This is a genomic window from Paenibacillus sp. sgz302115, from assembly GCF_056120445.1.
Genome location: NZ_JBVYOK010000004.1, coordinates 146,469 through 170,658, shown reverse-complemented (window position 1 = coordinate 170,658; position 24,190 = coordinate 146,469). Strand labels below are relative to the sequence as shown.

Genomic DNA, 24,190 nt, shown 5'->3' with positions numbered 1-24,190 from the left:
GTGATATTTGACTTCTTTCAGGAGCCGAAAGCATTCCTGCAGGAAGATATGTGACCTAGCTTCTATTACACACAAAAAACCAGATGCTGCGAATCATCCCGCAGCATCTGGTTGCTTATTAACAGCCGTTTATTTCTGCAGCATCCGTTCAACCATGACTGCTGCTTCTGCTCTGTTCGCATGTCCTAGCGGATTGATCGTATTTCCCGCATTGCCTTTGATAATACCGTGTTTGATCAAAGATGAAATACTTCCTGCCGCATAGTTTGCAACCTGATTCGCATCGGCAAACTGCTTCAATTCACTTGCCTGATCGCCTTCTGACAGCTTTCCGGCAACGGTCAAAGCTTTTGCAGCAAGCACCATCATATCCTGTCTGGTGATTTCGCCTCTCGGATTGTACAGGTTGCCCCCCATACCATTTGCTATCCCAAGCTTTTTAGCGATTCCCAGCGCTTGATAGTAATAATCGCCTTGCTTTACATCGGCAAAGTTGGAGTCCAAGCCCGCCTTCAAGTCAAGTGCTCTCACGAGCAGAACTATAAAGTCAGCACGTGTAATCTTTTTCCCTGGCTCGAAGGTTGTTTCCGACGTGCCCATGACAATGCCTTTTGCTGCCAGAGTGGCGATTGACTTTTCGGCCCATCCGTAATTAGCCAAATCCTTAAACGTATTCTTCGGTGCTTCTTGCGATGGTTCTGGTTTTGCCGGTTCTGATGGCTTCGTTTCCACTTTTACTGGTGTTGGCGTTGGCGTTGGTGTTGGCGTTGGAGATACAGGATTGCTGTTACCTCCGCCCTGATTATTGTCACCACTTCCGCCGGTTGTTACTTTTTTGACAGTGATGACAATTTCCATTTCATCCGTCAGCGAACCGTCGCTAACAACAAATTTCACTTTATAGCTGCCGGCCTGATCCTTTCCGGGAATCCAACTGAACGTTCTCGTATCTGCAGCGAATGTTGCTCCTTTTGGCAGATTCTCTGCCCGATAAGTCAGCACCTTGCTGTCTGCATCGTCAGCATTGACTTGGAAGGTCAGCTTGCTTTCTTCATTTACTTCCTGATTGGCGGTCTTGATGAACTTAGGCGCATGATTGACCGGCGTTTCACCCTTCAGCGCCTCTTCGCACTTAGCCAGGAACGCTTCGATCTCGGCAGCCGTCACATTCATCTTCGCATACAGCTTGCCGGATTCCTCATACAATTTTTTCAATTCTTCCGAATTCTGCCCTGCAAGCTTCTTCTGCATTTCCAGCAGCTGATCAATCTGAACCATCTTGCTTCGCGTTGCGTACTCCGTATAGACCTGCTTGATTTGCCCGCTCGTCAGCGCTGTGCTATACAAGCGTCCGACGGAAATATTGCCGTCCAGCACAGCTCCTGCTCCTCCGTCCGGATTCGGATCGCCTGGCAAAGCAAAATGGAGGTCGGGATGATGGACGTCTCCGGAAGCATCAGTAGAGTTGACCAGTTTGCCGTCCAGATACAATTTGATAATACTGCCGTCGTAAGTCGCCGCCAGATGATAGTACTTGTCCTTCTCAAGCTGAACGCCTACCCGCTTGTAGCTGCCGCCGATATGCGCCCAGATTTCCATTAATCCGGAATCGGTTGATTCGAAACCAATGCCTCCGCCCTGCGTGTTCATCAGCACACCCATATCGGCAATCTTGTTCATTTTGAATACCGTTTCCAGCGTGAACTGCTGCGTTACTTTATCACGTTGCTCTTTCGAGAAAGGGATCTTGATGAAGTTATTGCTCTGGCCGTTAAACACGGCAACCTGTTTCTTTACCGCATCGTCGTACTCAAACTTCACATCGCCTACAACCTCACCATTAAGCTTCGAAGCCGAGTTATCGGTTGCCTTCCCGTCCAGGAAGTTGAAATCAAACACATCCGCCTTGGGAGTCTCTGTGTTGTACAGCATCGCGGTTCCAAAGCCTTCCGTCGTTCTCCAGGACTGAGACGTTTCGTTCTTGCTCCAGAAGAGGGTCGAATCGAATGCATCCGTACCGTCATTATCGTCTACGCCGATATCGAAGCCAAGGCTTTTGTTCACTTGAGGATCAATGCCGAGGAATTTCCACGGGATTGCCATTTCAACGGCCCAGCCTTTAGCGGTTTTCTTCTGGGCTTTTTTGATATCGTCAGCATTTCTTCCTGCCGAACCACCGCCGAAGCCGAATACCTTGGATCTGCCGTCCTCCGTATACCCATAACCGATCTGTACATCGTAAGGAACCTCATAGCTGCTCTTCTTGTCATTGTTCGCGTCAATAAAGACGCTGATTTCATCGCCAAGCCACAGCTTCCGCTCGACCAGCTTGCTGTCCTCAATATCGACCCCTACATACAAATAGTCTTTATCCCACAGCAGACCATAATTGGCCTTATTTTCGCGTACTGCGGAATCCTTCAGTAAATGCTCGATCGGCGTCTTGATCTTCCAGCTGCTATCGCTCAGATTGCCGTCAATGACCGGTGCGCTCTTCGTTTCCGCAGCCCATGTAAGCACGCCCGGAATATCCGTTCCTTCATCGGCATCGGTGCTAGTCTTTGTCGTTGCAGTGCCCTTCAGCGGCTGAACACTCTCCTTACCCCACGAATCAATAGCTGTTACGGTAAAAATATATTCCGTTCCGCCCTTCAAGCCGGATACTGGCGTAGACATCTGCTTCGCTCTGGGATCGAGATAGAAATCCGAGAACATCAGAAATTCTTTTTCAACCTCACCCGTTGCCTTGTTGATCGCTTGAATCTTGTAGGAATGCACCAAATCCTCGTCTTGTCCCTGGTCAAATGTAAGCTTTACCGAATTTTCCTTCACATCCGAAACAGTAAGCAACGCACTATTATCGAAATAAGGATTGGCGCTCTGCTCTTTACGTGCGTCGGTGTACGTGAATTTGCTCTTATCGCCGGGACTTTTAATGAGCCAGTCATCCTTGATGACCCGATCATTATCGAAATCAAGACGCTTCACCCGAACGTCGTTGGTTGTCTTGTCCACCTCAACCAGCAGCCCCTGGTTAAAATCGTAGGGACTTGGGGGAATGCTGCCGCCGAGCTTGCCGTTTTCCAATTCAATATAAGTCAGCGCGCCGTCGTTGATGGAGGTGAAATCCTTTTGATAAATTGATCTTTCGTCATTGAGCGCATAATGCGAGTGACCGGAGAAGGTAATGACCTGAGGATAACTCTTCAGTACATCATACAGCTCCGAATTTCCCCAATCGTCGCTGCCATACACCGTGTCCTTAGGCGGCTGGTGAATGGAGACAAAGATAGGCTTGTCCGGCGCATCGGCTGCCGCCTTCTTCAATTCTTCCTTCAGCCACGGCTTGGCCTTGGTGAAAACTCCGTTGACCTCATTGCTTTCCGTACTTACCTGAATGAAATGATAGCCGTCGATAACTTCATGAGAATTGATCTCCGCCCCAAGGTTATCGGTAAATCTCTTCTGCGAAACCTCAGGCGACAGACCGGCGTAATAATCGGTCCAGTAATCATGATTGCCCATTGTGTACAGCTTTTTAACTCCGGCCTTGCCATACTTGTTCAACGTACCCAGAAAGCGGGTATATTGCGCCTGAGACCCGGTGTTGGCCAAATCCCCGACCATAATGTATGCCTTCAGATTCGGCGCCATGTTGTTGACCGTCGTCAGAGCCTTCGCGAACTTGTCATCCTGTATGGAAGCTTCATCGTTGATGTGCACATCGCTCCATACGGAAAAAGTCAGTTTATTTTTTTGTGCTTCGGCAAGAAGTGCGTTTGCCCGTACCAGCAAAGCGGCAATTTCAGCTCCGGTAATATTCATTTTGCCATTCGCCGCAGCGATATCGGAAACGAGCTGCTTCAGCTCGTCCGTCGGCTTGGAGCTGAGCAGAGCCTGAAGCTCTGTATTCTTGGCAATCAACTGATCAATCTCACTCAATTTGCCGCGATCCGCCTGCTCTTCATACAGCTTCTTGATATCTTCGGCCGATAAAGCATCACTGTACAGGCGGGCAATCGAAACTTTGCCATCCAGCACAACGCTTGCCGAATCCCCCGATCCCGGGTCACCCCCGACGGCAAAATTCATCTCCGGCTGATAGACATCTCCGGAAGCGGCAACCGATCCTGCCAGCTCACCGTTCAAATACAAGCTGACGGCGCTGCCGTCGTAGGTCGCCGCCAGATGATAGTACTTGTCCTTCTCAAGCTGCACGCCTACCCGCTTGTAGCTGCCGCCGATATGCGCCCAGATTTCCATTAATCCGGAGTCGTTCGATTCGAAGCCTATGCCTCCGCCCTCGGTATTCATCAGAACGCCCATATCAGCAATCTTGTTCATCTTGAATACTGTTTCCAGCGTGAACTTCTTTGCCACCTTATCCCTTTGCTCTTGAGAGAAAGGAATTTTGATAAAATTATTACTCTCTCCATTAAATACAGCTACTTGTTTCTTAACCGCACTGTCATATTCAAATTTCACACCACCAACGACTTCACCATTCAGCTTTGCCGGCGAACTGTCGGTCGCTTTCCCGTCGAGAAAATTGAGGTCAAATACCCGGTCTGCATATACTGCTTCGGCAACGGACCCATATACCGCATTTACAACGCGAGGCGTTTGATTGTCCTGCGCCATAGCTACGAAAGGCGAATATGAGCCTGCTCCCGCAGCTGCTGAATCGTTAGCAATTTCACTCGGACCGGCCATTGCGCTTCCGTTTACAACCGTTCCCGCTAACAGGCTGCATATCACCAAAAGCCGGCTTACTTTTGCTCCAAACGTTTTTTTCTGGAACACTTGAGCTCCCACTCCCATTCTGTTGTTTTGTGGATTTTTTCATTTCTTTTTGTTGTTTCTTGCACACTATTCAATATATCAGCCAATTGTTAAAGCAAAATCAACGTAATATTAACTTTCTTTCTGTGAATTTCTTTTTTTCCTTCATAATCGTGTTGACATTTATGTTTTTCTGTTGCAGTTTAGTATTAGATGTCAGGAAAGGATGAAGTACAATGCTAAATATCAAAGCCATCATATTTGATCTGGACAATACATTATTATGGGACGATAGAAGTAATAACGAGGCATTTCAGGCCACTTGCCGGGTTGCTGCGGAAATACTGCCGCTCGACCCAAACGTTTTGGAAAAACACGTTCGTAAAGCAGCACTAAAGCTGTTCACTTCTATGGAAATCTATGATTGGGCTAATATGATTGAAGTCACTTACCTGGAAGCGCTTTGGGGACGGTTCGACTCCGATCATTATCCTGCTTTTCATAAGCTCAAGCAATTGGCTCCTGTTTATCAGAAAGAGTCCTGGACCCGCGGGCTGCAAGAGCTGGGCATCGACGACCCGGAAATGGGACAACAGCTTGCCGAAAGATTTATTAAAGAACGCAGTAATCGTCATTTGATATACGAAGATACTTTCCGGGTTCTGGATGTTCTGCATAATCATTACTCGCTTCTTCTTCTAACTAACGGAGCGCCTAGCCTGCAGCAAGAAAAAGTAGATGGCATTCCCGGACTGGCAGACTACTTCGATCAGATTATCATTTCAGGTGACTTCGGCGCAGGAAAACCGCATCCTTCAATTTTCCATCAGGCGATGAAACAGCTTGGAATTTCTTCTGAAGAGGGGATTATGGTAGGAGACAATTTGAACACAGATATTAAGGGAGCTAACAGTATCGGCTTGCGAAGCGTTTGGATTAATCATGAAGGAAGAGCCGTACCTGCCGATAACCGGCCTACCTATGAAATTCAACAGCTGTCGGAGCTGCTGAGCATTTTACAGCCAACACTCCAATTATAAAAAAGAGCCGGGCAGGTCCAAAGATCTGCTCGACTCTTTTTTTATTCACAAGAAATCCAGAATATCCCGTTATTCTCAAGCTGATCTTTCCAATCCTTTGGATACTCCTGATCCGATACTATAATATTCACATCATCCAGAGTTATGATCTTGGCAAAAGATTGTACCCCTATTTTGGATTGGTCTGCCAAAACAATGACTTCCCTTGCAGCCTCGGCAAACAGCTTGGAAATGTATGTTTCGTTCAAATCATAATCTGTCACGCCACCCGTCAAGGAGAGACCTCCGGCGGACAAAAACGCTTTGTTCAGAAAAAAATGACCCATCATTTGCTCGCAGAGCGGTCCCATTAAGGACTGCTGCTCCGGGTTTAGCTGCCCTCCGAGTACAAATACCTTGCCCGTAAACCGGTTGTTGTTCAATGCCTCTGAAAGGTATGCGGCAATCGGCAGCGAGTTAGTAACCACGGTAATATTTCTTTTTCCTTGAATCGCTTTGGCCAGCTCCATCATAGTAGTACCTATATCCAGTGCAATGGTGTCACCATCCTTGATCAGTTCCGCCGCCCGTGCTCCGATTTTCTTCTTGGCATCGATATTCAGATGAGTGCGCTTCTGAAAAGGGGGTTCCCCAGACTCATATCCGGAGCGGACCGCTCCTCCGTAAACCCTTTGAAGTTTGCTCTCTGCCTCAAGCGCATCCAGGTCCCGGCGTATCGTTTCCGTGGAAACCCCCAGCTTTTCGGCCATCGGAATCACTTTCACTTTGCCTTCGCGAAGCAGCGTCTGTAAGATGATTTCTTTTCTTTCCTGAGCCAAGAGTGTCAACCCATTCACCACCGTCAATTGATATAAATATTAGTTTCAGTATACTGGATTTGCCTTTCAATTCAAACCTGGCGTGTATATTCAGGCTTCCGTCCGCTTCATTAATCTATGGGACAATATCTCATAAATCAATCTGACAACGATATTAGCCAGAATGATAAGGCTGGACATCGCCGCCGCCGCAGCCACGTCACCCGCATCGTCCATATTGACTATAGAAACCGAAGCCAGCTTGAAAGCGGGCGAATATAGAAATACGACAGCAGAAACAGTCACCATAGAATTGACAAAATAATACACGAAGATTTCCAATATCGCCGGTAGGGACACTCGGGCCGAAACACGGAAAAACAGGCGATACAGAGGTACACGCATTGATTCCGAGACCAGTTCATATTCTTTATCAAGCCGCTTCAGCGAGGTCGTGGCGGTAACGAAGGTTACCGAATAAAAATGGACGATATTCGCCAGCACAACAATCCAGACCGTTCCATACAGAGTATGCAGAGGGTTATCCGGCCGGTTGAAAAATAAAATATACCCCAGACCGATAACAAGACCCGGCAACGCTAAAGGAAGCAAAGAAATAAAATAGCCAATCTGCCGGACAGCACGCCAGATCCGCAGCTTCTCAATAAGATAAGAATGGACGAATACAATAGCCGTACCGAAAACGGCTGTCAGCAACGCGACATAAAGACTGTTCCAGAACGGCTCAAGCCCGCCGCCGGATACGTTTGAGAAATCATAGTGTTTCAGCGTCAGCTCCAAATTATAAGGCCATATTTTGATTAGCGATGCGAACAGCACCGTCAGGATCAATAGGATGATGCCGGCAGCAATAAGCGTACAATATGCCGTATATACGGCATCGCGCAACCGGTTTGGCTTGATTTGGTATGGCGTTGCTTTAACGGAAACCATCGTCTTTTGCCTGCGTTCCACAAAGCGGTCGATTAAAAAGGCTGCTACGGCCGGAATCGTCAAAATTATGCCGATCACTGCACCCATTGACATATTTTGCTGTCCGATAACCTGTTTATAGATGTCTGTCGGCAATACGTTGTATTGACCTCCCACTACCTTAGGCGCTCCAAAATCGGTAAAGCTGAGTGTGAAGCATACGAATAACGAGCTGATCAGCCCGTATTTCGATTGAGGGAGCGTAATGGTGAAGAACTGCTTCCATTTTCCGGCCCCAAGTGTTTCAGATACTTCGTACAAGCGGTAATCCACTGTCGAAAAGGATACCATTAGAATCAAAAACGCCTGAGGAAACGTGTAAATGACCTCGGCAATAATTATTCCCGTACTTCCATACATCTGAATATCCAGGCCCGGCAGCAGCCCGAACAGCCCTGTCGTAACCAGCCCCTGGTTGCCGAATAAATAGGTCAATGCAATCCCGTGCATCATCGTCGGAGCAAATAAAGGAAGCAGCGCAATATAACGAAACCCGATCTTCCCGGACATCCCGGTGCGAGTCAAAGCGTAAGCGTAAAGATAGGCGCCAGTTACGGAAATTGTTGTAGTCATTAGGGACACATAGACCGAATGCCACACAGATCTGGATAATGCGGGAGTAGTCAGATATTTGGCAAAATGGGTAAAGCCTACCCATTCCTTTTGCTGATTTTGAAAGGCATTAACAAATAAGTCGATGAGAGGCAACAGGATGGATATCGTCAGAATGATTAACATAAAGATCAGCAAAAAGCGAAGAATCCACCCTTCACCTCCTGCCTTTTGTCGCGTCTTCGGTTTAATTATCATGCGCTCTGTACTCCTCATCCACTTACCGCCACTTCAAGCTGAGCTTGATCCAGGTCATTCCGGTCAGCAAAAAACAGCATTTTCTCTTCGGGAATAACAACGGTAAATTTATCGCCATTATTTAGCATCAACCGGCGGAATTCTTCAACAGGCACATCGACTTGCAATATTTGTCCGGCGCGGATTCTTCCATCCTCCTGTATCGTTTGGACCGTAGTCCGGTAAAAGGAGCCGCGAAATTCATGAAAATTCAGCACTACGTGAACTCCGCCTGCCGCTGGTTCCGATACGATCCGGATATGCTCAGGACGAACGGCTAACAGCTGTTCATCCTTACGGTCGTTTCTTTGGTCTCCCTGCTGCCTAATAAAATTCATCGCGCCAATAAAATCAGCGACGAAAGGGGTTCTTGGCCGGTCATAGATGTCTTCAGGCGTACCGATTTGAATCACTTCCGCATGATTCATCACAATGATGCGGTCAGCCATCGTCAGGGCTTCTTCCTGGTCGTGAGTCACCATGACCGTCGTAATTCCCAGCTTTTTCTGCAGATCGCATATTTCCTGCCGCAGCCTGTGCCTTACCTGTGCGTCAAGGGCCGATAACGGTTCATCCAGCAATAGAAATTCCGGCGATAACGCAATCGCTCTCGCCAAAGCCACACGCTGCTGCTGCCCGCCGGACAGCTGCGCGGGATAACGATCCCGCGCCTGCACCAGTCCAACCATCTCCAGCATTTCCTCCACCTTGGAGCGAATTTGCTGCTTGTTCATTCCTTTTCCCTTTAAGCCATAAGCAATATTCTCATAGGCCGTCAGATTCGGAAATAAAGCGTACGATTGAAATACAACACCGAAATTGCGGCTTGCCGGAGGCAGGTATGTAATATCCTTTCTGTTCAAAACAACCGAACCTGAGTCAGATATTTCAAGCCCTGCAAGTATTCTGAGCAGCGTCGTCTTCCCGCATCCGCTCGGCCCCAGCAAGCATACGAACTCACCTTGCCGTATACCGATTTGAATTTGTTTTAACGCCTGGAATCCGCCAAACGTCTTGCTTATGTTATTAATCTCCAAATAGTCTGTCATTGTGCACCTACCTTATTGAAAAACAGCGGCCAGATTATTATTTTGCTTCACTCTTGGAATCGTAACGTTTCTGCCACTCTTCGAGAATGCCTTCGCGTTCATTGGACATCGTGTTCAAGTCGTTTTTAATCAACTGCTTCACCGGATCTTTCTCATAGCCTTCGGGAATTTTGCTGCCTTCGCTCTTCACGCTGACAATCGCATAGTTTTTGTTGTACTCCTTCATTACTTCATCGCTTATGGCCCAATCGAGGAATTCTTTGGCGATAGGCTTGATCGTTTTTTTCTTCAACAGCGAATTCGCTTCAACATCCCAACCGGAACCCTCTTTCGGGAAAACAACTTCTACCGGAGCCCCGCCCTTTTTCTCAACGATTCCCCGATAGCCGAAGGAGACCCCGATTGGGTATTCACCTGTGCCGGCAAGCTTGGATGGTTTCGAGCCGGATTGCGTATACATGCCGATGTTTTCGTGCAGCTTGTCCATATACGTCCACGCATTATCTTTGCCCATTAATTGGACTAACGCACTGACCGTAAGGAAGCCTGTACCTGAGGCAGCCGGATTCGGCATCGTAATTAAGCCTTTATATTCAGGCTTGATCAGATCCTCGTAAGATCTGGGAATCGCCAAATTCCGTTTCTCCAATTCTTTGGTGTTCACTACGAAAGCTGTCTCCCAGGCATCAATCCCGACCCAGGTTGGAGGATTTGCCGTGTCCTTAAACTCTGGAATGACACGTTCCACACCTTTTGGCGCATAAGGCTCCAGCATATTATTTTGATTCAGCACAAGCAAGCTGGTCGCTGCCAGACCCCACACAATATCAGCCTGCGGATTGTCTTTTTCGGCCAGCAATTTAGCTGTTATGATGCCGGTTGAATCACGAACGATATTTATTTTGACATCCGAATGCGCCTGCTTGAACGTTTCCAGATAGGCTTGGATTTGGTCATCTTCAAGCGCCGTGTAAATGGTCAGCTCTTTGTTGTTAACATCCTGACTTGACGACGCGTTATTGCCTGATGTTGTTGTTTTACCATTGCTACATGCAACAAGAAGCGATACCAGCAGAGTTACCAAAACAGAAAGCTTCATTACCTTTTTCATCCTTGTTTCTCCCCTTATCATATTTTGTCGACATTAAAAATATAACTCCGCATTGTTAACTTATCGTCATCCATATGTTAATTGTTGATTAATATTGTTGTTTTTTATTATATTTATTGTTGATTTATGTTGAATATTTTTATTCTCTTTGTCCTTTTTCTTTGATAAGCGCAGGTTTGTCATCAAGAACCAAAATAGATGGCGCACCTTGGCTAAGCAGCAAAAAGCGCAGAACCTGATTCAAGGTTCTGCGCTTTTTGCGTATGGAAAGAAGTAGTCTGAGCAGTAGCGTTCCTGAAGATTATCCTTTGACCGCACCGCCTGTAAGTCCTCTGACCAGTGTCTTGGAGCCGAACAGGAAGAGAACAATTAGCGGTAGGGTGCCAAGCGTAAGGCCAAGGATACTTGCTGAATAGTCGGTACGGAAAACGGTGGACAGATTGGCGATTCCCAGGGGGAGCGTGTACAGTTCCGGCTTGTTGATCGTTACGAGCGGCAGCAAATAGCCGTTCCAAGAGCCGAGGAAGGAGATCAGACCCAGGGTGCTGATGGCCGGCATCAGAAACGGAATAACGATCCTTATAAGAATTGCCGGCTCCGAGCAGCCGTCGATCCGTGCGCTTTCAATGACCTCTGTCGGAACGGATGAACGGATGAACTGGGTCATAAAGAATACCCCGAAGGCATTGTTCAGTCCGGCCAGAATCAGAGGCGCATGGGTATTGTTGAGATGGAACCACTTCATTTCCATGACATAAGCGATCAGACCTAAATGTCCGGGAATCATCATCGTCAGCAAAATAAAGCCATACAGCGCATTTTTTCCCTTAAATTCATATTTGGCAAAAGCGAATCCGGTAACCGAGGCGATACCAACCGTTACCAGAGTGAACAATACTGCAACATACAAACTGTTCCAATAATTGCGAAAGAAGTTGGCCGACATGATCGTCTTCAGGTTCTCCAGTAAATAGTCGCTGGGCAGAATCGGAAGCTGTTTGAACAGATCTTCCGAATAATAGGTTCCCATCACAATCATCATATAGAAAGGGAACAGGAAGGCAATAGCAATCAGACTAAGCAGTAGTATGATAAAGAATTTTTGTGTTCTCATTTGTCGTCACCGTCCCTATTGATCCATTTCATGCCAACAACTGAGAATATGGCGATGAACAGGAAGGTGCCATAAGCGATCGCTGCGCCTTTACCGTACTTGAACGCACTTCCGTTGAAGGAAGCATCGAACATATACCAGATAGGCGTGAAGGTTGACCCGTCAGGTCCGCCCACCATACTGGAGCCGGAGGCCCATCCGCTAAACAGCAGCATCGGTTCTTCCACCAGTTGCAGGCCGCTGATAATGGAGGTAATAATCAGAAACAGGTTGATCGGCTTCAGCAGAGGAATGGTAATGCGCAGGAACACATTTCTGGATGAAGCGCCGTCAATTATTGCCGCCTCGTAGATGGAGGTGTCAATGCTGGCCATCCCCGCAGTATAAAACATCACGAAGTATCCCAAGTTCTTCCAGAACACCATCAGGATGACCACCCAGCGGGAAGAACTGGCTGAGCCCAGCCAATTGATTTTTTCCTGAATAAGACCGAGCTCCATCAGCAGATTATTGAAGAACCCGCCTTGCCAGTCGAACAGCAGGGAGAAGATAATCCCGACCGCAACCGGTGTTGTCATATAGGCACTGAATACGCTGAGACGGAAAAAGGTTTTTTTGCGAATTAGCTTGCTCTCAATCAGACTGGCCATCAGCATGCCCATAAGAACGAGGGCCGGGAGATAAACTGCCATAAAGATGATGACATTGAGAAGAGACTTCCAGAAAAAGGCGTCATGGGAAAAGAGCTGGATATAGTTGCCGAGTCCGATAAAATTCCGGTTGCCGTACAAATCCCAGTCGGTGAGGCTGATGTAGAGGGTAAAAAGGATCGGGAACAGGCTCAGTACTGCGTAGGATAAGAAATAAGGCGTGATGAACAGATACGGCCATTTGTTTTTACTGCTGATTCCCTTCGCTTGTTGCATGATCATTCACTTCCTATCCGTTAAAACGGCAGCCTGTTCTTTCGAGCGGGCCGCCGCTTTTTCTAGTATGATATTTATTCAAAGGTCAGCTCAGGATGGTTTTTCTTCAATTGTTCTTCCCATTTATCAAGCGCCTGTTTGGCATCGAAGCCATTGTCCTGCGCCATAGTCTGGAGCACCAGTTCTGAAGCACTGTAAATATCCTGGTCGTATTTGGTAACGGCTTTGGACTTCATACTCGGGAATACCTTCTCTACCCAGAACTTTCCTAGATCCTGTCCGCCAAAGTATTCATCGGCCCCGGAGGAAAGCTTGGAGGTGTCATTGAAGAAGGATTTGAGTGGCAAAATGTAGTCGGAGGTTGCAAAGTTGGCTTCGGCGCCTTCGTCAGAACCTAGCAGCCAGTTGAGATAAGTCCAAGCGGCATCCTTGTTTTTGCCGTCTTTCCAGATGCCAATCGTCGTGCCGCCGTATGGGTATCCGCCTTCAGGAGGCACCATCAGACCCCAGCGGCCTTTGCTGGCCTTGTCATTTGGTTTAATTACAAATTCAGGCGACCAGTTCGCAGCCGGATAGAAAATAACATTGTCCTGCGAATACGAGGCATTCCAGGTCGGTGACCACATCGCCAGCTTGCCTTCGCCGTTATTGTCGCGGATGGACTGCAGTTGAGTGAACATTCGCAGCATCTCGCCGGTATTCACTTTTGTTCCGTCTACGATGGCGGTTGTACCCTGGTTGGAGAAGATGGTGTAGGCATCCATCAGACTGCCCAGCATGAACGTTTTGCCGCCGCTTTTCTCATAGACCTCTTTGCCCTTGGCAATAAAGGTATTCCAGTCGGTGAACATTGCTGATAATTGATCGGGATCATCCGTGCCAAAATATTGTTTTGCCAGATCACGTTTATAGGCCAGAGCACCCGGAGAGCCGGATTGTTCCAGGCCAACGAGTTCACCTTTGCTATTCGTAAGAAGCGGAAGCTCGAAGTCAAGCAGATTGGACGTATCGAAATTGTAAGGCTCCCCGGACAAGCTCTGCAGCACGTTCAGCTCATATAGTGCGCCGCGGAAGGCTGCTTCCGCCCAGATGATATCCGGCAGTTCGGAGCCGGAGGCGATGGATGTCTGGATTTTCTTCAGGTAATCCGCCGCCGATACCTCGACGAACTCAAGCTTGATATTCGGGAACTTCTCGTTGAATTTCGCTGCGGTGCCCTCGAACCAGGCTTTGTCCCAGCCCCATACCGTTAATTTACCGGAAGCGTTTGCAGGATCGCTTGAGCTGTTTACATTGCTGGTGCTGTTTGGGCCTTCGGAAGCGGCGTTGCTGTTGTTTCCGTTGCCGCAGCCGGCGAGCACCAACGTGAAGCATAATGTCAGAACAAGCCCGATGACCGATGCTTTTTTACTGAATAGATGTCGCAAAATCAATGTCCCCCTTGCATCTGTTGTAACAGCCGGCGGTTCTGCTGATGCCTTGCCGTCCGTCTGTATAGTAGTACTATAAGCTTGATGGCATCACCCAACAACGAGACGATCCGATGGTTTTGTATAAATAATGATAGTTCCTTAATCGGCGGAATGAGGCCGTGATGGCAGAAGAACTGACACTTTCGTGCCTTCTTGCTCACGTGAACGGATCACCAGACGGCCATCCCTCCCGTACAAATATTCGATCCGCTCCCGGATGTTCCACAGGCCAATCTGCTTCATAGCACCCGAAGGAAGGCGCGCCGGTGGCATGTTTCCGTTCATAATTGCCTGAGCCTTTTCCTGGCTCATGCCGCAGCCGTCATCTCTGACCGAGATTAGCAGCCGCCCGCTGCGTTTGCGGATAATGATCTCTATATGGCCTATAGACTCCTTTTCTGAGAAACCGTGGAATATGGAATTTTCAACCAGCGGCTGGATCAGGCTTTTCGGAATATATTCGCCCATCGCCTGTTCTTCTACATTCCAGACTAGCTCGAACCGGTCCGCATATCTATATTTCTGGATACGCACGAAGTGATTGATTATGTCCATCTCCTGCTCTACAGTGACATACAGGCCGGCATCGCCGATATTGACAGCATCATGCAGAATGCCAATGAAGGACTCAATCATTTCCTCGATTGCAGTGTAATTCTTTTTGCGGGCAAGATAGACGACGGTGTTCAGCGTATTGTAGATAAAATGGGGATTAATCTGTGCGAACAGCAGCTCTATAGACATTTTGCGTTTCCAGCGTTCCTGCTCCACCTTTTCGCTCATTTGCCGCTCAATATCACCAAGCATCATCTCAAAGCCGTTCTTCAGTACAGCGAGCTCGTCATTGCTGCGGAATGATAACTGAACATTGTAGTTGCCCATGGATACCTGCTTCATCGCCTTGGTCATTTGCAGAATCGGGCGGATAATATTGGATATAATCGGGAGAAATAACAGGAAGCAGAGCACGAGGCACAGCGCGAGGAAAATGGCCCAGTAGCGTACAATGTATCCAACCCACTCGTAGAACCGGTCCTTGGAGGTGAAAGTAAATACGGACCACTGCGATTTCTCAAAGGCACTGGTCAGATAATAACCTTTGTCATGCTTGATCACTTTGATGTCCGGTCCGTCAGCCGTCAAAGTTTCTGCTTCGGTAGGGTCAGCTTCGATGCCCTGTTGATACAGAAATGAACGGTCTGGCCCTATCCAGGCCACCTGGTCAAAGGACTGGCCCAAATACTGGAATAGACTCTCAAAAGCTGCATAATCAATATTCAGGAGCAGCACACCGCCGTATTGGGGATCGAAACGGATAAAGAAGGTGACGACCTTTTTGCCGTCGGGGTCCAGAATGACGTGGGGAGCTGAAAATCCGCTTTTGGGGTTGCTTTTTAGTGCCTTTTGGTACCAATCTTCATGAAGCAGCCGTTCAAAATAAGGATCAATATACAAAGAGGACCAGAAAACCTTGCCGTCAGAGCGGACGATGGCCGAGCTTTCGAGGTAGTCGCGCAGCACATTGAATTTGGTTAGCTGGGTGACTACATCCCGGTACGCACTAAGCTCATCATACGTCGAGGGATATTGCAGCCGCGCTGCAAATTGTTGGAGTAACTCGTCGTTGACCATGTTGGCCGCGTATTTCTGCACATCATCAATCAAGTGATTCATCTGATTCGTTGTCTGCTCCAGATGTATGGTGTCCTCGCGCAACGCCTGGGCTTCGAGGATAGAAGAAAACTGCTCATATGCCAGCGCGCTGATGGCCGTTACTGACAGAGTGACTATAAGAATGACACTGCTGAGAATTTTATTTTTTATTTTGCGCATGGTTATTCGCTGCCCTTCTGCTGGAGGAAGTCCTTTGGCTGTATACCGGTGGTTTTTTTAAACACCTGACTGAAATATTGGCTGGTTTTGTAACCAACCTTCTCGGATACCTCGTATATCTTAAATTCCCCGGTCTGTAGGAGCTGCTTGGCCAGGGCGATCCGGTATTCCGTCGTGTAGTCCAGCAGGGACTGGCCGGTCTCCCGCTTGAAGGTGGTGCGCAGATGAATGCTGCTAATCTGCAGATGGCCCGCGACCGTCTCCAGAGACAGGTCGGGGTCGGCATAATTGCTGGCGACATATTCCATCGCTTTATTCACCCAGCGGGAATAATTCTTCTTAAGCTGTCGCCGCTGCAAGCGGTCTTCCAGAATCCTGCACAGGCTGCCTACGACCTGCCGTGCGTCGGTGCCAAGCGAGAGATCTGGTCTGATGTTCCCATCCTTGCTGCATTCGTCGCTAATCTGGCCAATGATTGTGCGTAGATCCGCCAGACGGGCCTGGGTAGCCACCTTCTCCAAATTTTCCTTCAGCCTGTCCAGTACGCTTATCTCGGGTGACAGCAGGTACTGCCTGACCTCTTCGGCAATAACGGACGCCGCCCCGGCTGAAGGAACCTGATCCAGCAGGAAAATAGCCCCAGGCGGAAGAAACAACGAATAGTCATATGCTTGTCTCATCGCCGCATATCTCCGCTCCGGCAATTCCGCGCCGCTGCCTGCAGAGATGATGATTCGGGGGAGGGCGCCCATCCGGCTATCTTCCAGTCTTTCTAGCAGTTGGGCGGCGATCTGCCGCAAATTATAATGCTGAAGCAGAAGACTGCTTGAAGAGGACAGCTTCAGCAGTACGGCATATCCGCCTTCATCCATCTCCAAAATATCAATATCCTCCATGTCCGCATTCCGGAGGCGGATTTCCTCTTCGATGCTCTTCCATACAGCGGGTACCGGCCAGCGTTTGCTCCGGCGGCTGCCGTCCAGCAGAAGCGCAGCATCCAGCTCGAAATACAGCAGCGCTGGCTTTCCCTGCTGCTGTTCGTTGACAAGACGGTGCAGCCTGGATTCCTGGTTCTCAGGGGGTGCCTGGTATTTGCCCGCAAGCATATCTTTCAGGAGAATATGCAGCGCGTGTCCGCGCCCTTCTTCCTCGGCTGCTTCCGCTATTAGGCCTTCCTTGAGCAGCTTCAGCTGTTCCAACAGGCGGTTGCGGCTGATTTCGTGCTTTAGCAGATAATGGGCTGCACGCATTTCCAGCGCCTGGCGGGCATAATCGAAATCGCGGTAAGCGGTCAGAAAGATTAACCGGGTTTTGGGAGCAAGCTGAACTACAAGCCGTCCCAGCTCCAGGCCGTCCATAGGCGACATGGAAATATCAGTGATGACGATCTGCGGCAGTAATTCTTCGAACATCCGCAGCGCCATGCGCCCGCTAGTCGCCTTTGCGACTACCTGAAAACCATTCTCCTCCCACGGAACCAACTGGTATACATTATCGAGTGCAAGCGGTTCATCATCGACAAGCATGACCGAAATTAATGAATTCATTGTAGAATTTCCTCCATTCCTGTCGCATTCCTAGTATATATGCAGGTATAGCGAAACTTGAAGGCGCTGTCAATGGGAATAACGACTAAATGGAAGGGAGGGAGCCAGCAGGCAAACAAAAACCAGCAGGCTTCCGTTACCGGGAATCTGCTGGTTGTATAGCTCTTAATGTTCTCCACCACAACTTGCAGCCGCAGGTCTCCAATGGGAGGACATTGATATGAAGAAGAGAACGATTGATATTTCGTTTTCTGGTGCCCGACCTTGCCTGGCAACCAAATTGCAATAACAAGTATAAGCAAGATCAGGCGAAAAGCACTTTCAAAAGCAGACCTGCTCACTAACCTTACACCGCACAGTCTGCGTCACACTCACGTATCGCTTCTCGCATCCAATCCACCGGTCGGCCTGCCAGAAATTCAGGCTCGCGGCATAAGAGCAATTCCATGGTAACAGAACTGATCTATCTCCACGTTACAAAACAACGCCAGTATCAAATAGCTGATGACTTCGAGTGGGCAATCAATCAGTGATATGTGGGTAGTTTGCGGGTAACACTTTTCAAAAATCCCTTTAAAATCAACGGAATTCTGATTCCTGTTAAATATAAAACATGTAGTTATCTACATGACTCGCTTCTTTGAAGTTGATCAAATCGGACAAGGTGGTGGAATCCAGCACGTCGGCGATGCTGTCGCGGATGCGCAGCCAGAGGTCGCGCTTGGCCGGGTCGTCTTCTTCGGTGAAATCTACAGGTGAAATGGGGCCTTCCAGTACACGGATGATGTCTCCAGCAGTAATTGTGCCGGCCTCACGCGACAGAATATATCCGCCGTAGGCTCCGCGGATACTCTTCACCAGGCCTGCGTTGCGTAGCGGAGCGATTAGCTGCTCCAGGTAATGCTCGGACAGGCCATTTTTTTCGGCAATGCTTTTAAGCGATGTTGGACCCTCGCCGAATTTCAGGGCAAGCTCCATCATAATTGTTAATCCATAACGTCCTTTTGTCGATATTTTCAAAGGGGCACCTCTTTCGGTTTAGTTGCTGGTAATCCAAATCGTTGACCGGACATGAGATATGTCATATCAACGTATTCCGATGTTTGCTCTCAGCTTATGTTATCATATCCTTGGACACATTTGGAGCGCAAACTGTAATTTTTCGTAAAAATGTTCACCAGTGGTGGACAAATTGTCAAAACTTCCGCCAAATCCAGCGTAATTTGCAGCCGTCACAGGCGGTTTGGGGTAGACATGTATGTTATAATACTGAATGAGCCGGGTGTTCTGTAGGATACCGGTATTTTTTGCATAGAAAATGGTGATTTCGATGACAAAGGCAATCCAGGATACACGTGTCGTCGTCGGCATGTCGGGAGGAGTCGATTCCTCCGTTACGGCGCTTCTGCTCAAGCAGCAAGGCTATGACGTCATCGGCATCTTCATGAAGAACTGGGACGATACTGATGAGTTCGGCGTATGCACTGCCGAGACCGACGCCGAGGATGTCCGCCGCGTATGCGAGCAAATTGACATTCCTTACTATACCGTTAATTTCGAGAAGGAATACTATGATAAAGTCTTTTCCTATTTCCTCGATGAATATAAGGCTGGACGGACGCCGAACCCGGATGTGATGTGCAACCGTGAGATCAAATTCGGGGAATTTCTGAACAAGGCGCTGCAGCTTGGAGCAGATTATGTCGCCACAGGTCACTACGCCAGAGTGATAGAAGAAGACGGTGTCTATAAGCTTCTGCGTGGAGTGGACAGCAACAAGGATCAGACCTATTTCTTAAATGCGCTGAACCAATACCAGCTCTCCAAAGCCATGTTCCCGATCGGCCATCTGCCGAAGCCTGAAGTGCGCAGAATTGCCGAGGAAGCCGGACTGTACACCGCGAAGAAAAAAGACAGCACCGGCGTCTGCTTCATCGGCGAACGCAACTTCCGCGAATTCCTCAGCCAGTACCTGCCGGCACAGTCCGGGGATATGGTGGACATCGCCACCGGCGAAGTCAAGGGCCGTCATGAAGGCCTCATGTACTATACGCTGGGCCAGCGCCAGGGCCTTGGCATTGGAGGCTCCGGCACGGGTGAACCGTGGTTTGTGGCCGAGAAGGATCTCAGCCGCAATATCCTGTACGTTGTACAGGGGGACAAGCATCCAAGCCTATATTCTACCGGCCTGATCGCTTCAGGCGTGAACTGGATCGAAGAAGGCCTACTCGGGGCAGCCCCGCTGAAGTGCACCGCTAAGTTCCGCTACCGCCAGCCCGATCAAGGTGTAACCCTGACGGCGCGTGAAGACGGTACTGTGCATGTGGTCTTCGATGTGCCGCAAAAGGCCATTACACCGGGCCAGGCTGTCGTATTCTATCTGGGCGAACAGTGTCTCGGCGGCGGAACGATTGAAACCGCTGAGAAGGTTGTTCCGCTTCCCCTGTCTTAATATTCCGTGGAGCGGAAGATGAACAGACAAAAGCATCCCTAGCCTTTCATACGGCTGAGGATGCTTTTTGCTGTCCAAAGATAAGTTATAGACTACCGAAGTGTTGTTGAACTAACGTTTCCCTTTAGTTGAAAACGATCATCCTTCTCTTTTACGATATTCATCGGTTAGAACACTAGCAAACCCCCAATTCTCATCATCAATTTCTTGTATGACTATGTGGGTATGTTCTGGCTTTTTACCGAGAACAGTTACAAGGGTCTCAGTAAATTCTTTTACGATTTAAGCTTTTTGCTCTCGGGTAGCACCTTTTGTTATCTGTAGATTAATATATGGCATTTGTATCCTCCTTTAGACAAATGACTATTAAATTGTCAACAACTATATTCATAATATACCATATTGGAATTTACATGTACCAATACTCAAATGAAGCTCTCTGCAGCTTGCTGCGGGGAATTTAGACCCTCAGAGATTAAACTGTCAGTTAGCTTAATGAAGAATCGTCAGTCTGATACTTTATTTGCTTCAAACATTTGCGTTGTGACCAATTGCATGCTCCAAGGATATAAAGTAATATTTGGATGAATCATGAATAGCAGGATTTTCGAACGATTGTCCGCAGCCCACATCAACACCAGATGCTTCTTGGAGCAGGAAGAGAACCACCCGCTTTTAGTACCGGGACTGGACTATGGTTCTTTTGACAATGAGGTAGCTACAGACCTGTTCATTCAAGCATTGGCTTCCAGGTTCAGCGAATTTGTTCAGACCTGTTTGAATGGACCTGAAGAGACCATCATTATTGAAAGCGTTTTGTTCCAGGACGCAATCAGTGTAGCTCACCTTAATGGGATAAATCGAGATAAGCTTCTTGAGCTTTGTTCCGTTCTTCTGGCTATCCTTGAGCCATTGAATACAGCTCTTATCTATTATTATCAGATGGATGTTGAGAAGCAATGGCGGTTTATTTGCAGTGTTCGCGGCAACGAGTGGGGACCGGTGTCCATGCATACGGATGAAGATTTTAAGCAAGCTGCTGAAGTCTGGGGGCTAAGCCAGTCCTTTGTCCGTGCGGTCATTGACCAATGGGAAGTTCCTAAATTGATCATTGAGAACAGTGATTACCTGTGGAGCGAATACAACCATCGAATCAATGAATTTGTGGACCGTTTATAGATTTATTGTATAGACATTGAAAAAGCACCCCTCAGAGTCATCGGATAAACCAAAGGTTTAATCCAGTGACTTTTCTGAGGGGTGCACTCTTTACCTGCAATGCCGGATCAAAGGCGATTCCTTATTGATCTCTTATTTTTGCTGCGACCCTTAAGGCTCTACTCCCCAGGCCAGCACACCGTTAATGTACAACGGCACTTTGGTCCAGTCGGTGTAGGAGGTTTTGGACGGATCATAGGAATAGTCTCCAACCTCATTGTAATTGCTCCAGTCGGTTTTGTTGATGCGCAGTTGAATCTCTCCGGTGTTGGCACCTGGAGCCAGACTGCCTGCCCCTGCCGCGAAGGAGACCTCAACGTAATAGTCCGCCCCTGCTACCGGAGGAGTCAGCTTCACAAAGCTTCCTAGCACATTGCTGCCGCCAAGTGTGGCGTAATCCACATTGAACTGCTGCGGCTTATCCCCATCAATCGTGTAATAATAGCGGAGTTTTACTTTGCTCAAATCTACCGCCGTGGTTCCGTTATTCACAATCCGAAGTTGTGGGCGGAACTGTGAGTCTGTGGCGTTGGTATCCGTTGTACGGTATTGAACCACCAAATTCGCCACTGGCGGCGTAGGTGTAGCCGTTGGTGTTGGTGTGACTGTTGGTGTAGCTGTCGGTGTAGCCGTTGGCGTCGGTGTGACAGTTGGCGTAGCTGATGGTGTTGCCGTTGGTGTCGGTGTGACTGTTGGCGTTGCCGTTGGTGTTGCTGTAGGCGTTGGTGTAGCACTTGGCGAAGCTGTCGGTGTTGCCGTTGGTATAGGACCGGAGCCCTTGTTGATCAACCGGTCATATTCGGCATAAGCAGTGGCCATATCTACCTGTGACCAGAACCGGTGGTAGGTGAATTCAGGAGTTCCATTATCCCATGTCTTGGTGACCTTGTTATAAGAACTGTTATACAGGCCTTCTAAATAATTCCATTTCGGATCGTTTTTGATATTAGGCAAAATGTCGGTATAACTTGCGTATACCCCGTTTCCGCCTTTTGCCGGGTCGGAAGGAACTACAGAATTACCAGGTATAGTGTTTCCTTGACCGAATTTTCCGGTCCAGCCAGCAGGGAAATACACTTCTTTTGTGAAGTAACGGAAATAATCCGCACGTTTCTCTTTTGTGGCAATACCTACGCCATCATTGTAGCCCCATGCCGTATCCAGCAGCGATTTAGCGAGCTGTGAAGCTGTTCCGCCAAGGGCGGTATAATTGCCGTGCTCTGCCTTATTCCCTGCGGCAAAGAAAGTAAGGGCTTTAATGTAGCTGCCCAGAACCCCGGTATCCTGGCCCGGATCTTTGGTGACAGCCTTCAGATTGCTGTTGCCAGTGAAGGAACTGAATCCGCTCCAGGTATTTGGCTGGCCATGCCATTCGACATTGCCTGGAACCCAGAACTCGCCGGGTGCAGATACTGTAGCAATCTGAGGGTTGGCTCCGCCCAGAATCCGTTGACCTTGCTTGTTCAGATAATAGCCATCGGAATCTGTTTCTGGACGGCTGCCGGCAAAGGTATAATCGCTGGACCAGTCAATCCAGTTCTCGATAGCCCGTTTTGCCATTTTGAAATTGGTCGAGGTGGTATCTCCGCTGGAAGCCAGAATGTAATACAGCTCGGCTACCCGCTCCATACTCCATGTCTGCATGCCAAACCAGTTGTTGGACGGAGGATCATGATAGACCGGAGCTTCATCATAGGCCATGCCATAGAAGGTGCTTGTGCCGGCTGGATAAGCGCTGTATGAGCCGTTGTAGCTGTTGGTGGCTCCGCCCGCAATGGCTCCTTCTGACGATTGCAGCCAGTTGTAGAATTCAAGCATGCGTGTTAATGATTTGTCCCAATCCTGCCCCGCCGTTGCCGAAGCCGGAATCAGACCGCCGTCTGGATTAGAGAGAGCATAAGCAGCGACCACGTTCTGGTAGCCCTGATGAGTGTGGCTCGCGCCAATTCTCCAAGCCCAGTCTCCGCCTGAGCCAAGTCCACCGCCCCATGCGGTATACCAGGCCAGCAGATATTGGTTAGAATCCTTGCCGGTTCCTGCTACCGGCGTGCCGTTGGCTGCGCTTCCAACCTTTTGGAAATACTTATCGTACATGCCGTACCGCAGATAGTCGCCCATTTTCTTAGCTTTGTTCAAGTATACGGTATTGGTATAGCCCAGCTCCTTGGCCCAATACATAGCCTGTACAGCACGCGCATCGGCATCTGTAGCATTGGTATACCGCCACTGTGCGGCAGGCACATTATTTTCTTTGGTGAAGAGGCTCATGAAGCCTTCATTACTTTTACCGAACGTTTTGTTGTCCTGCGAAGGATGCCCCACCGCCTCCCAGACTGACTCCTGCTCGCCCCGCTGGAACGTGTTCACATATGAGGCAGTATGCTTAGGATTCAGCAGGTTGCCAAAGCCGTACCAGTTGTCCACATCGACCAGCCAATGCATCAAATAGGTCTGGTTGTCACCATAGGTGGACTTCAGCTCGGCATCAATCGGGTCTTTACCCGGAGTATATTTGCCGTTCAGCGGACTTGGATACTGATCCGGCTGCGCGAATTCTGCGGCATAGGTTGCTGGACTGTTCGGATTGTATTTACTCATAGTCGGCTGCTCCTGCACACCATCGCCTTCATTGATCGGGATGATGTACTTCTCCATGTTGTCCCAGGCAGATTCCAGCTTGGTCCAATCCCCGGTGTGATAACCATACAGCACTTCAAGCCACATCCAGTAGCTGTATGCCTCCGAGGTAGTCATATGCCCGTAATTGGGCGCTTCGCTAAGCAAGGTTTCCACGGAATGATAAGGAATGCCTTCCGCCGAGAAATAACCGTTCGCCGGGTTCTTTAGCTGGGCATACATTTGCAGAAAACGCGTTTCTTCTACCGAAGCAGCTTTGGCTGTTGCGGGTTTGAAATTAAATAAACTGGTTGAAAGAGAGACCACTAGAACGGCGGATAACACTGCGGATACAGGCTTTTTAATCGATTTCAGTTTCATCTTCTCACGC

At 48.6% G+C, this 24,190-nt stretch carries 16 protein-coding genes; 3 read left to right on the top strand and 13 right to left on the bottom strand.

Annotated elements, in window-relative coordinates; all coding sequences use genetic code 11:
- Window positions 1-129: 129 nt before the first annotated feature.
- The gene (locus tag AC0LWN_RS11230; RefSeq protein ID WP_474665217.1) at window positions 130-4,803 is read right to left on the bottom strand and encodes a LamG-like jellyroll fold domain-containing protein; all 4,674 of its coding nucleotides are present in this window, start codon (window positions 4,801-4,803) and stop codon (window positions 130-132) included.
- Between the two features lie 215 nt (window positions 4,804-5,018).
- Here AC0LWN_RS11230 and AC0LWN_RS11225 point away from each other — a divergent pair, with 215 nt between their 5' ends.
- Window positions 5,019-5,822: an HAD family hydrolase gene (locus tag AC0LWN_RS11225; RefSeq protein WP_474665215.1), complete on the top strand. Its 804-nt coding sequence runs from the start codon at window positions 5,019-5,021 to the stop codon at window positions 5,820-5,822.
- 41 nt (window positions 5,823-5,863) lie between these two features.
- On the opposite strand, the gene AC0LWN_RS11220 is transcribed toward AC0LWN_RS11225, so the two are convergent.
- The 10 genes from AC0LWN_RS11220 to cymR form a co-directional block, all read right to left on the bottom strand.
- Window positions 5,864-6,649 (bottom strand): DeoR/GlpR family DNA-binding transcription regulator, encoded by a 786-nt coding sequence (locus tag AC0LWN_RS11220; protein ID WP_474665213.1) that lies wholly within the window; start codon window positions 6,647-6,649, stop codon window positions 5,864-5,866.
- Between the two features lie 81 nt (window positions 6,650-6,730).
- The gene (locus tag AC0LWN_RS11215) at window positions 6,731-8,422 is read right to left on the bottom strand and encodes a putative 2-aminoethylphosphonate ABC transporter permease subunit (protein WP_474665211.1); all 1,692 of its coding nucleotides are present in this window, start codon (window positions 8,420-8,422) and stop codon (window positions 6,731-6,733) included.
- A 14-nt stretch (window positions 8,423-8,436) separates the two neighbouring features.
- Entirely contained in the window at window positions 8,437-9,510 is a 1,074-nt protein-coding gene (locus tag AC0LWN_RS11210; protein ID WP_474665209.1) for a putative 2-aminoethylphosphonate ABC transporter ATP-binding protein, read from the bottom strand.
- 37 nt (window positions 9,511-9,547) lie between these two features.
- Complete coding sequence (locus tag AC0LWN_RS11205; RefSeq protein ID WP_474665207.1) at window positions 9,548-10,621, bottom strand: putative 2-aminoethylphosphonate ABC transporter substrate-binding protein; 1,074 nt, start codon at window positions 10,619-10,621, stop codon at window positions 9,548-9,550.
- A 301-nt stretch (window positions 10,622-10,922) separates the two neighbouring features.
- Window positions 10,923-11,735 (bottom strand): carbohydrate ABC transporter permease, encoded by an 813-nt coding sequence (locus AC0LWN_RS11200; protein WP_458963800.1) that lies wholly within the window; start codon window positions 11,733-11,735, stop codon window positions 10,923-10,925.
- The gene (locus AC0LWN_RS11195) at window positions 11,732-12,661 is read right to left on the bottom strand and encodes a carbohydrate ABC transporter permease (RefSeq protein WP_474665204.1); all 930 of its coding nucleotides are present in this window, start codon (window positions 12,659-12,661) and stop codon (window positions 11,732-11,734) included. Before AC0LWN_RS11195 ends, AC0LWN_RS11200 begins: the two co-directional genes overlap by 4 nt.
- 74 nt (window positions 12,662-12,735) lie before the next feature.
- Window positions 12,736-14,088, bottom strand: coding sequence for an ABC transporter substrate-binding protein (locus AC0LWN_RS11190; RefSeq protein ID WP_474665202.1), 1,353 nt, complete (start codon window positions 14,086-14,088; stop codon window positions 12,736-12,738).
- 144 nt (window positions 14,089-14,232) lie between these two features.
- Complete coding sequence (locus tag AC0LWN_RS11185) at window positions 14,233-15,966, bottom strand: cache domain-containing sensor histidine kinase (RefSeq protein WP_474665200.1); 1,734 nt, start codon at window positions 15,964-15,966, stop codon at window positions 14,233-14,235.
- Window positions 15,967-15,968: 2 nt separating this feature from the next.
- Window positions 15,969-17,513: a response regulator transcription factor gene (locus AC0LWN_RS11180; protein WP_474665198.1), complete on the bottom strand. Its 1,545-nt coding sequence runs from the start codon at window positions 17,511-17,513 to the stop codon at window positions 15,969-15,971.
- A 600-nt stretch (window positions 17,514-18,113) separates the two neighbouring features.
- Window positions 18,114-18,533, bottom strand: coding sequence for a cysteine metabolism transcriptional regulator CymR (cymR, locus tag AC0LWN_RS11175; protein WP_458963808.1), 420 nt, complete (start codon window positions 18,531-18,533; stop codon window positions 18,114-18,116).
- A gap of 310 nt (window positions 18,534-18,843) precedes the next feature.
- On the opposite strand from cymR, the gene mnmA reads away from it, so the two are divergent.
- Window positions 18,844-19,965: a tRNA 2-thiouridine(34) synthase MnmA gene (gene mnmA, locus AC0LWN_RS11170; protein ID WP_474665195.1), complete on the top strand. Its 1,122-nt coding sequence runs from the start codon at window positions 18,844-18,846 to the stop codon at window positions 19,963-19,965.
- A gap of 138 nt (window positions 19,966-20,103) precedes the next feature.
- On the opposite strand, the gene AC0LWN_RS11165 is transcribed toward mnmA, so the two are convergent.
- Entirely contained in the window at window positions 20,104-20,247 is a 144-nt protein-coding gene (locus AC0LWN_RS11165) for a tautomerase family protein (RefSeq protein ID WP_474665496.1), read from the bottom strand.
- Between the two features lie 309 nt (window positions 20,248-20,556).
- Here AC0LWN_RS11165 and AC0LWN_RS11160 point away from each other — a divergent pair, with 309 nt between their 5' ends.
- The gene (locus tag AC0LWN_RS11160) at window positions 20,557-21,144 is read left to right on the top strand and encodes a P-loop NTPase family protein (RefSeq protein ID WP_474665193.1); all 588 of its coding nucleotides are present in this window, start codon (window positions 20,557-20,559) and stop codon (window positions 21,142-21,144) included.
- Window positions 21,145-21,294: 150 nt separating this feature from the next.
- On the opposite strand, the gene AC0LWN_RS11155 is transcribed toward AC0LWN_RS11160, so the two are convergent.
- Window positions 21,295-24,180, bottom strand: coding sequence for a glycoside hydrolase family 48 protein (locus AC0LWN_RS11155; protein ID WP_474665191.1), 2,886 nt, complete (start codon window positions 24,178-24,180; stop codon window positions 21,295-21,297).
- Window positions 24,181-24,190 lie beyond the last annotated feature (10 nt).

Excerpts from the sequence above, each read along its gene's own strand:
- AC0LWN_RS11195 (WP_474665204.1), bottom strand. The coding sequence starts at position 12,661 with ATGCAACAAGCGAAGGGAATCAGCAGTAAAAACAAATGGCCGTATCTG.
- AC0LWN_RS11200 (WP_458963800.1), bottom strand. The coding sequence starts at position 11,735 with ATGAGAACACAAAAATTCTTTATCATACTACTGCTTAGTCTGATTGCT.
- mnmA (WP_474665195.1), top strand. The coding sequence starts at position 18,844 with ATGACAAAGGCAATCCAGGATACACGTGTCGTCGTCGGCATGTCGGGA.
- AC0LWN_RS11155 (WP_474665191.1), bottom strand. The coding sequence starts at position 24,180 with ATGAAACTGAAATCGATTAAAAAGCCTGTATCCGCAGTGTTATCCGCC.
- AC0LWN_RS11160 (WP_474665193.1), top strand. The coding sequence starts at position 20,557 with ATGAATAGCAGGATTTTCGAACGATTGTCCGCAGCCCACATCAACACC.
- AC0LWN_RS11205 (WP_474665207.1), bottom strand. The coding sequence starts at position 10,621 with ATGAAAAAGGTAATGAAGCTTTCTGTTTTGGTAACTCTGCTGGTATCG.
- AC0LWN_RS11185 (WP_474665200.1), bottom strand. The coding sequence starts at position 15,966 with ATGCGCAAAATAAAAAATAAAATTCTCAGCAGTGTCATTCTTATAGTC.
- AC0LWN_RS11215 (WP_474665211.1), bottom strand. The coding sequence starts at position 8,422 with ATGATAATTAAACCGAAGACGCGACAAAAGGCAGGAGGTGAAGGGTGG.
- AC0LWN_RS11225 (WP_474665215.1), top strand. The coding sequence starts at position 5,019 with ATGCTAAATATCAAAGCCATCATATTTGATCTGGACAATACATTATTA.
- AC0LWN_RS11210 (WP_474665209.1), bottom strand. The coding sequence starts at position 9,510 with ATGACAGACTATTTGGAGATTAATAACATAAGCAAGACGTTTGGCGGA.
- AC0LWN_RS11180 (WP_474665198.1), bottom strand. The coding sequence starts at position 17,513 with ATGAATTCATTAATTTCGGTCATGCTTGTCGATGATGAACCGCTTGCA.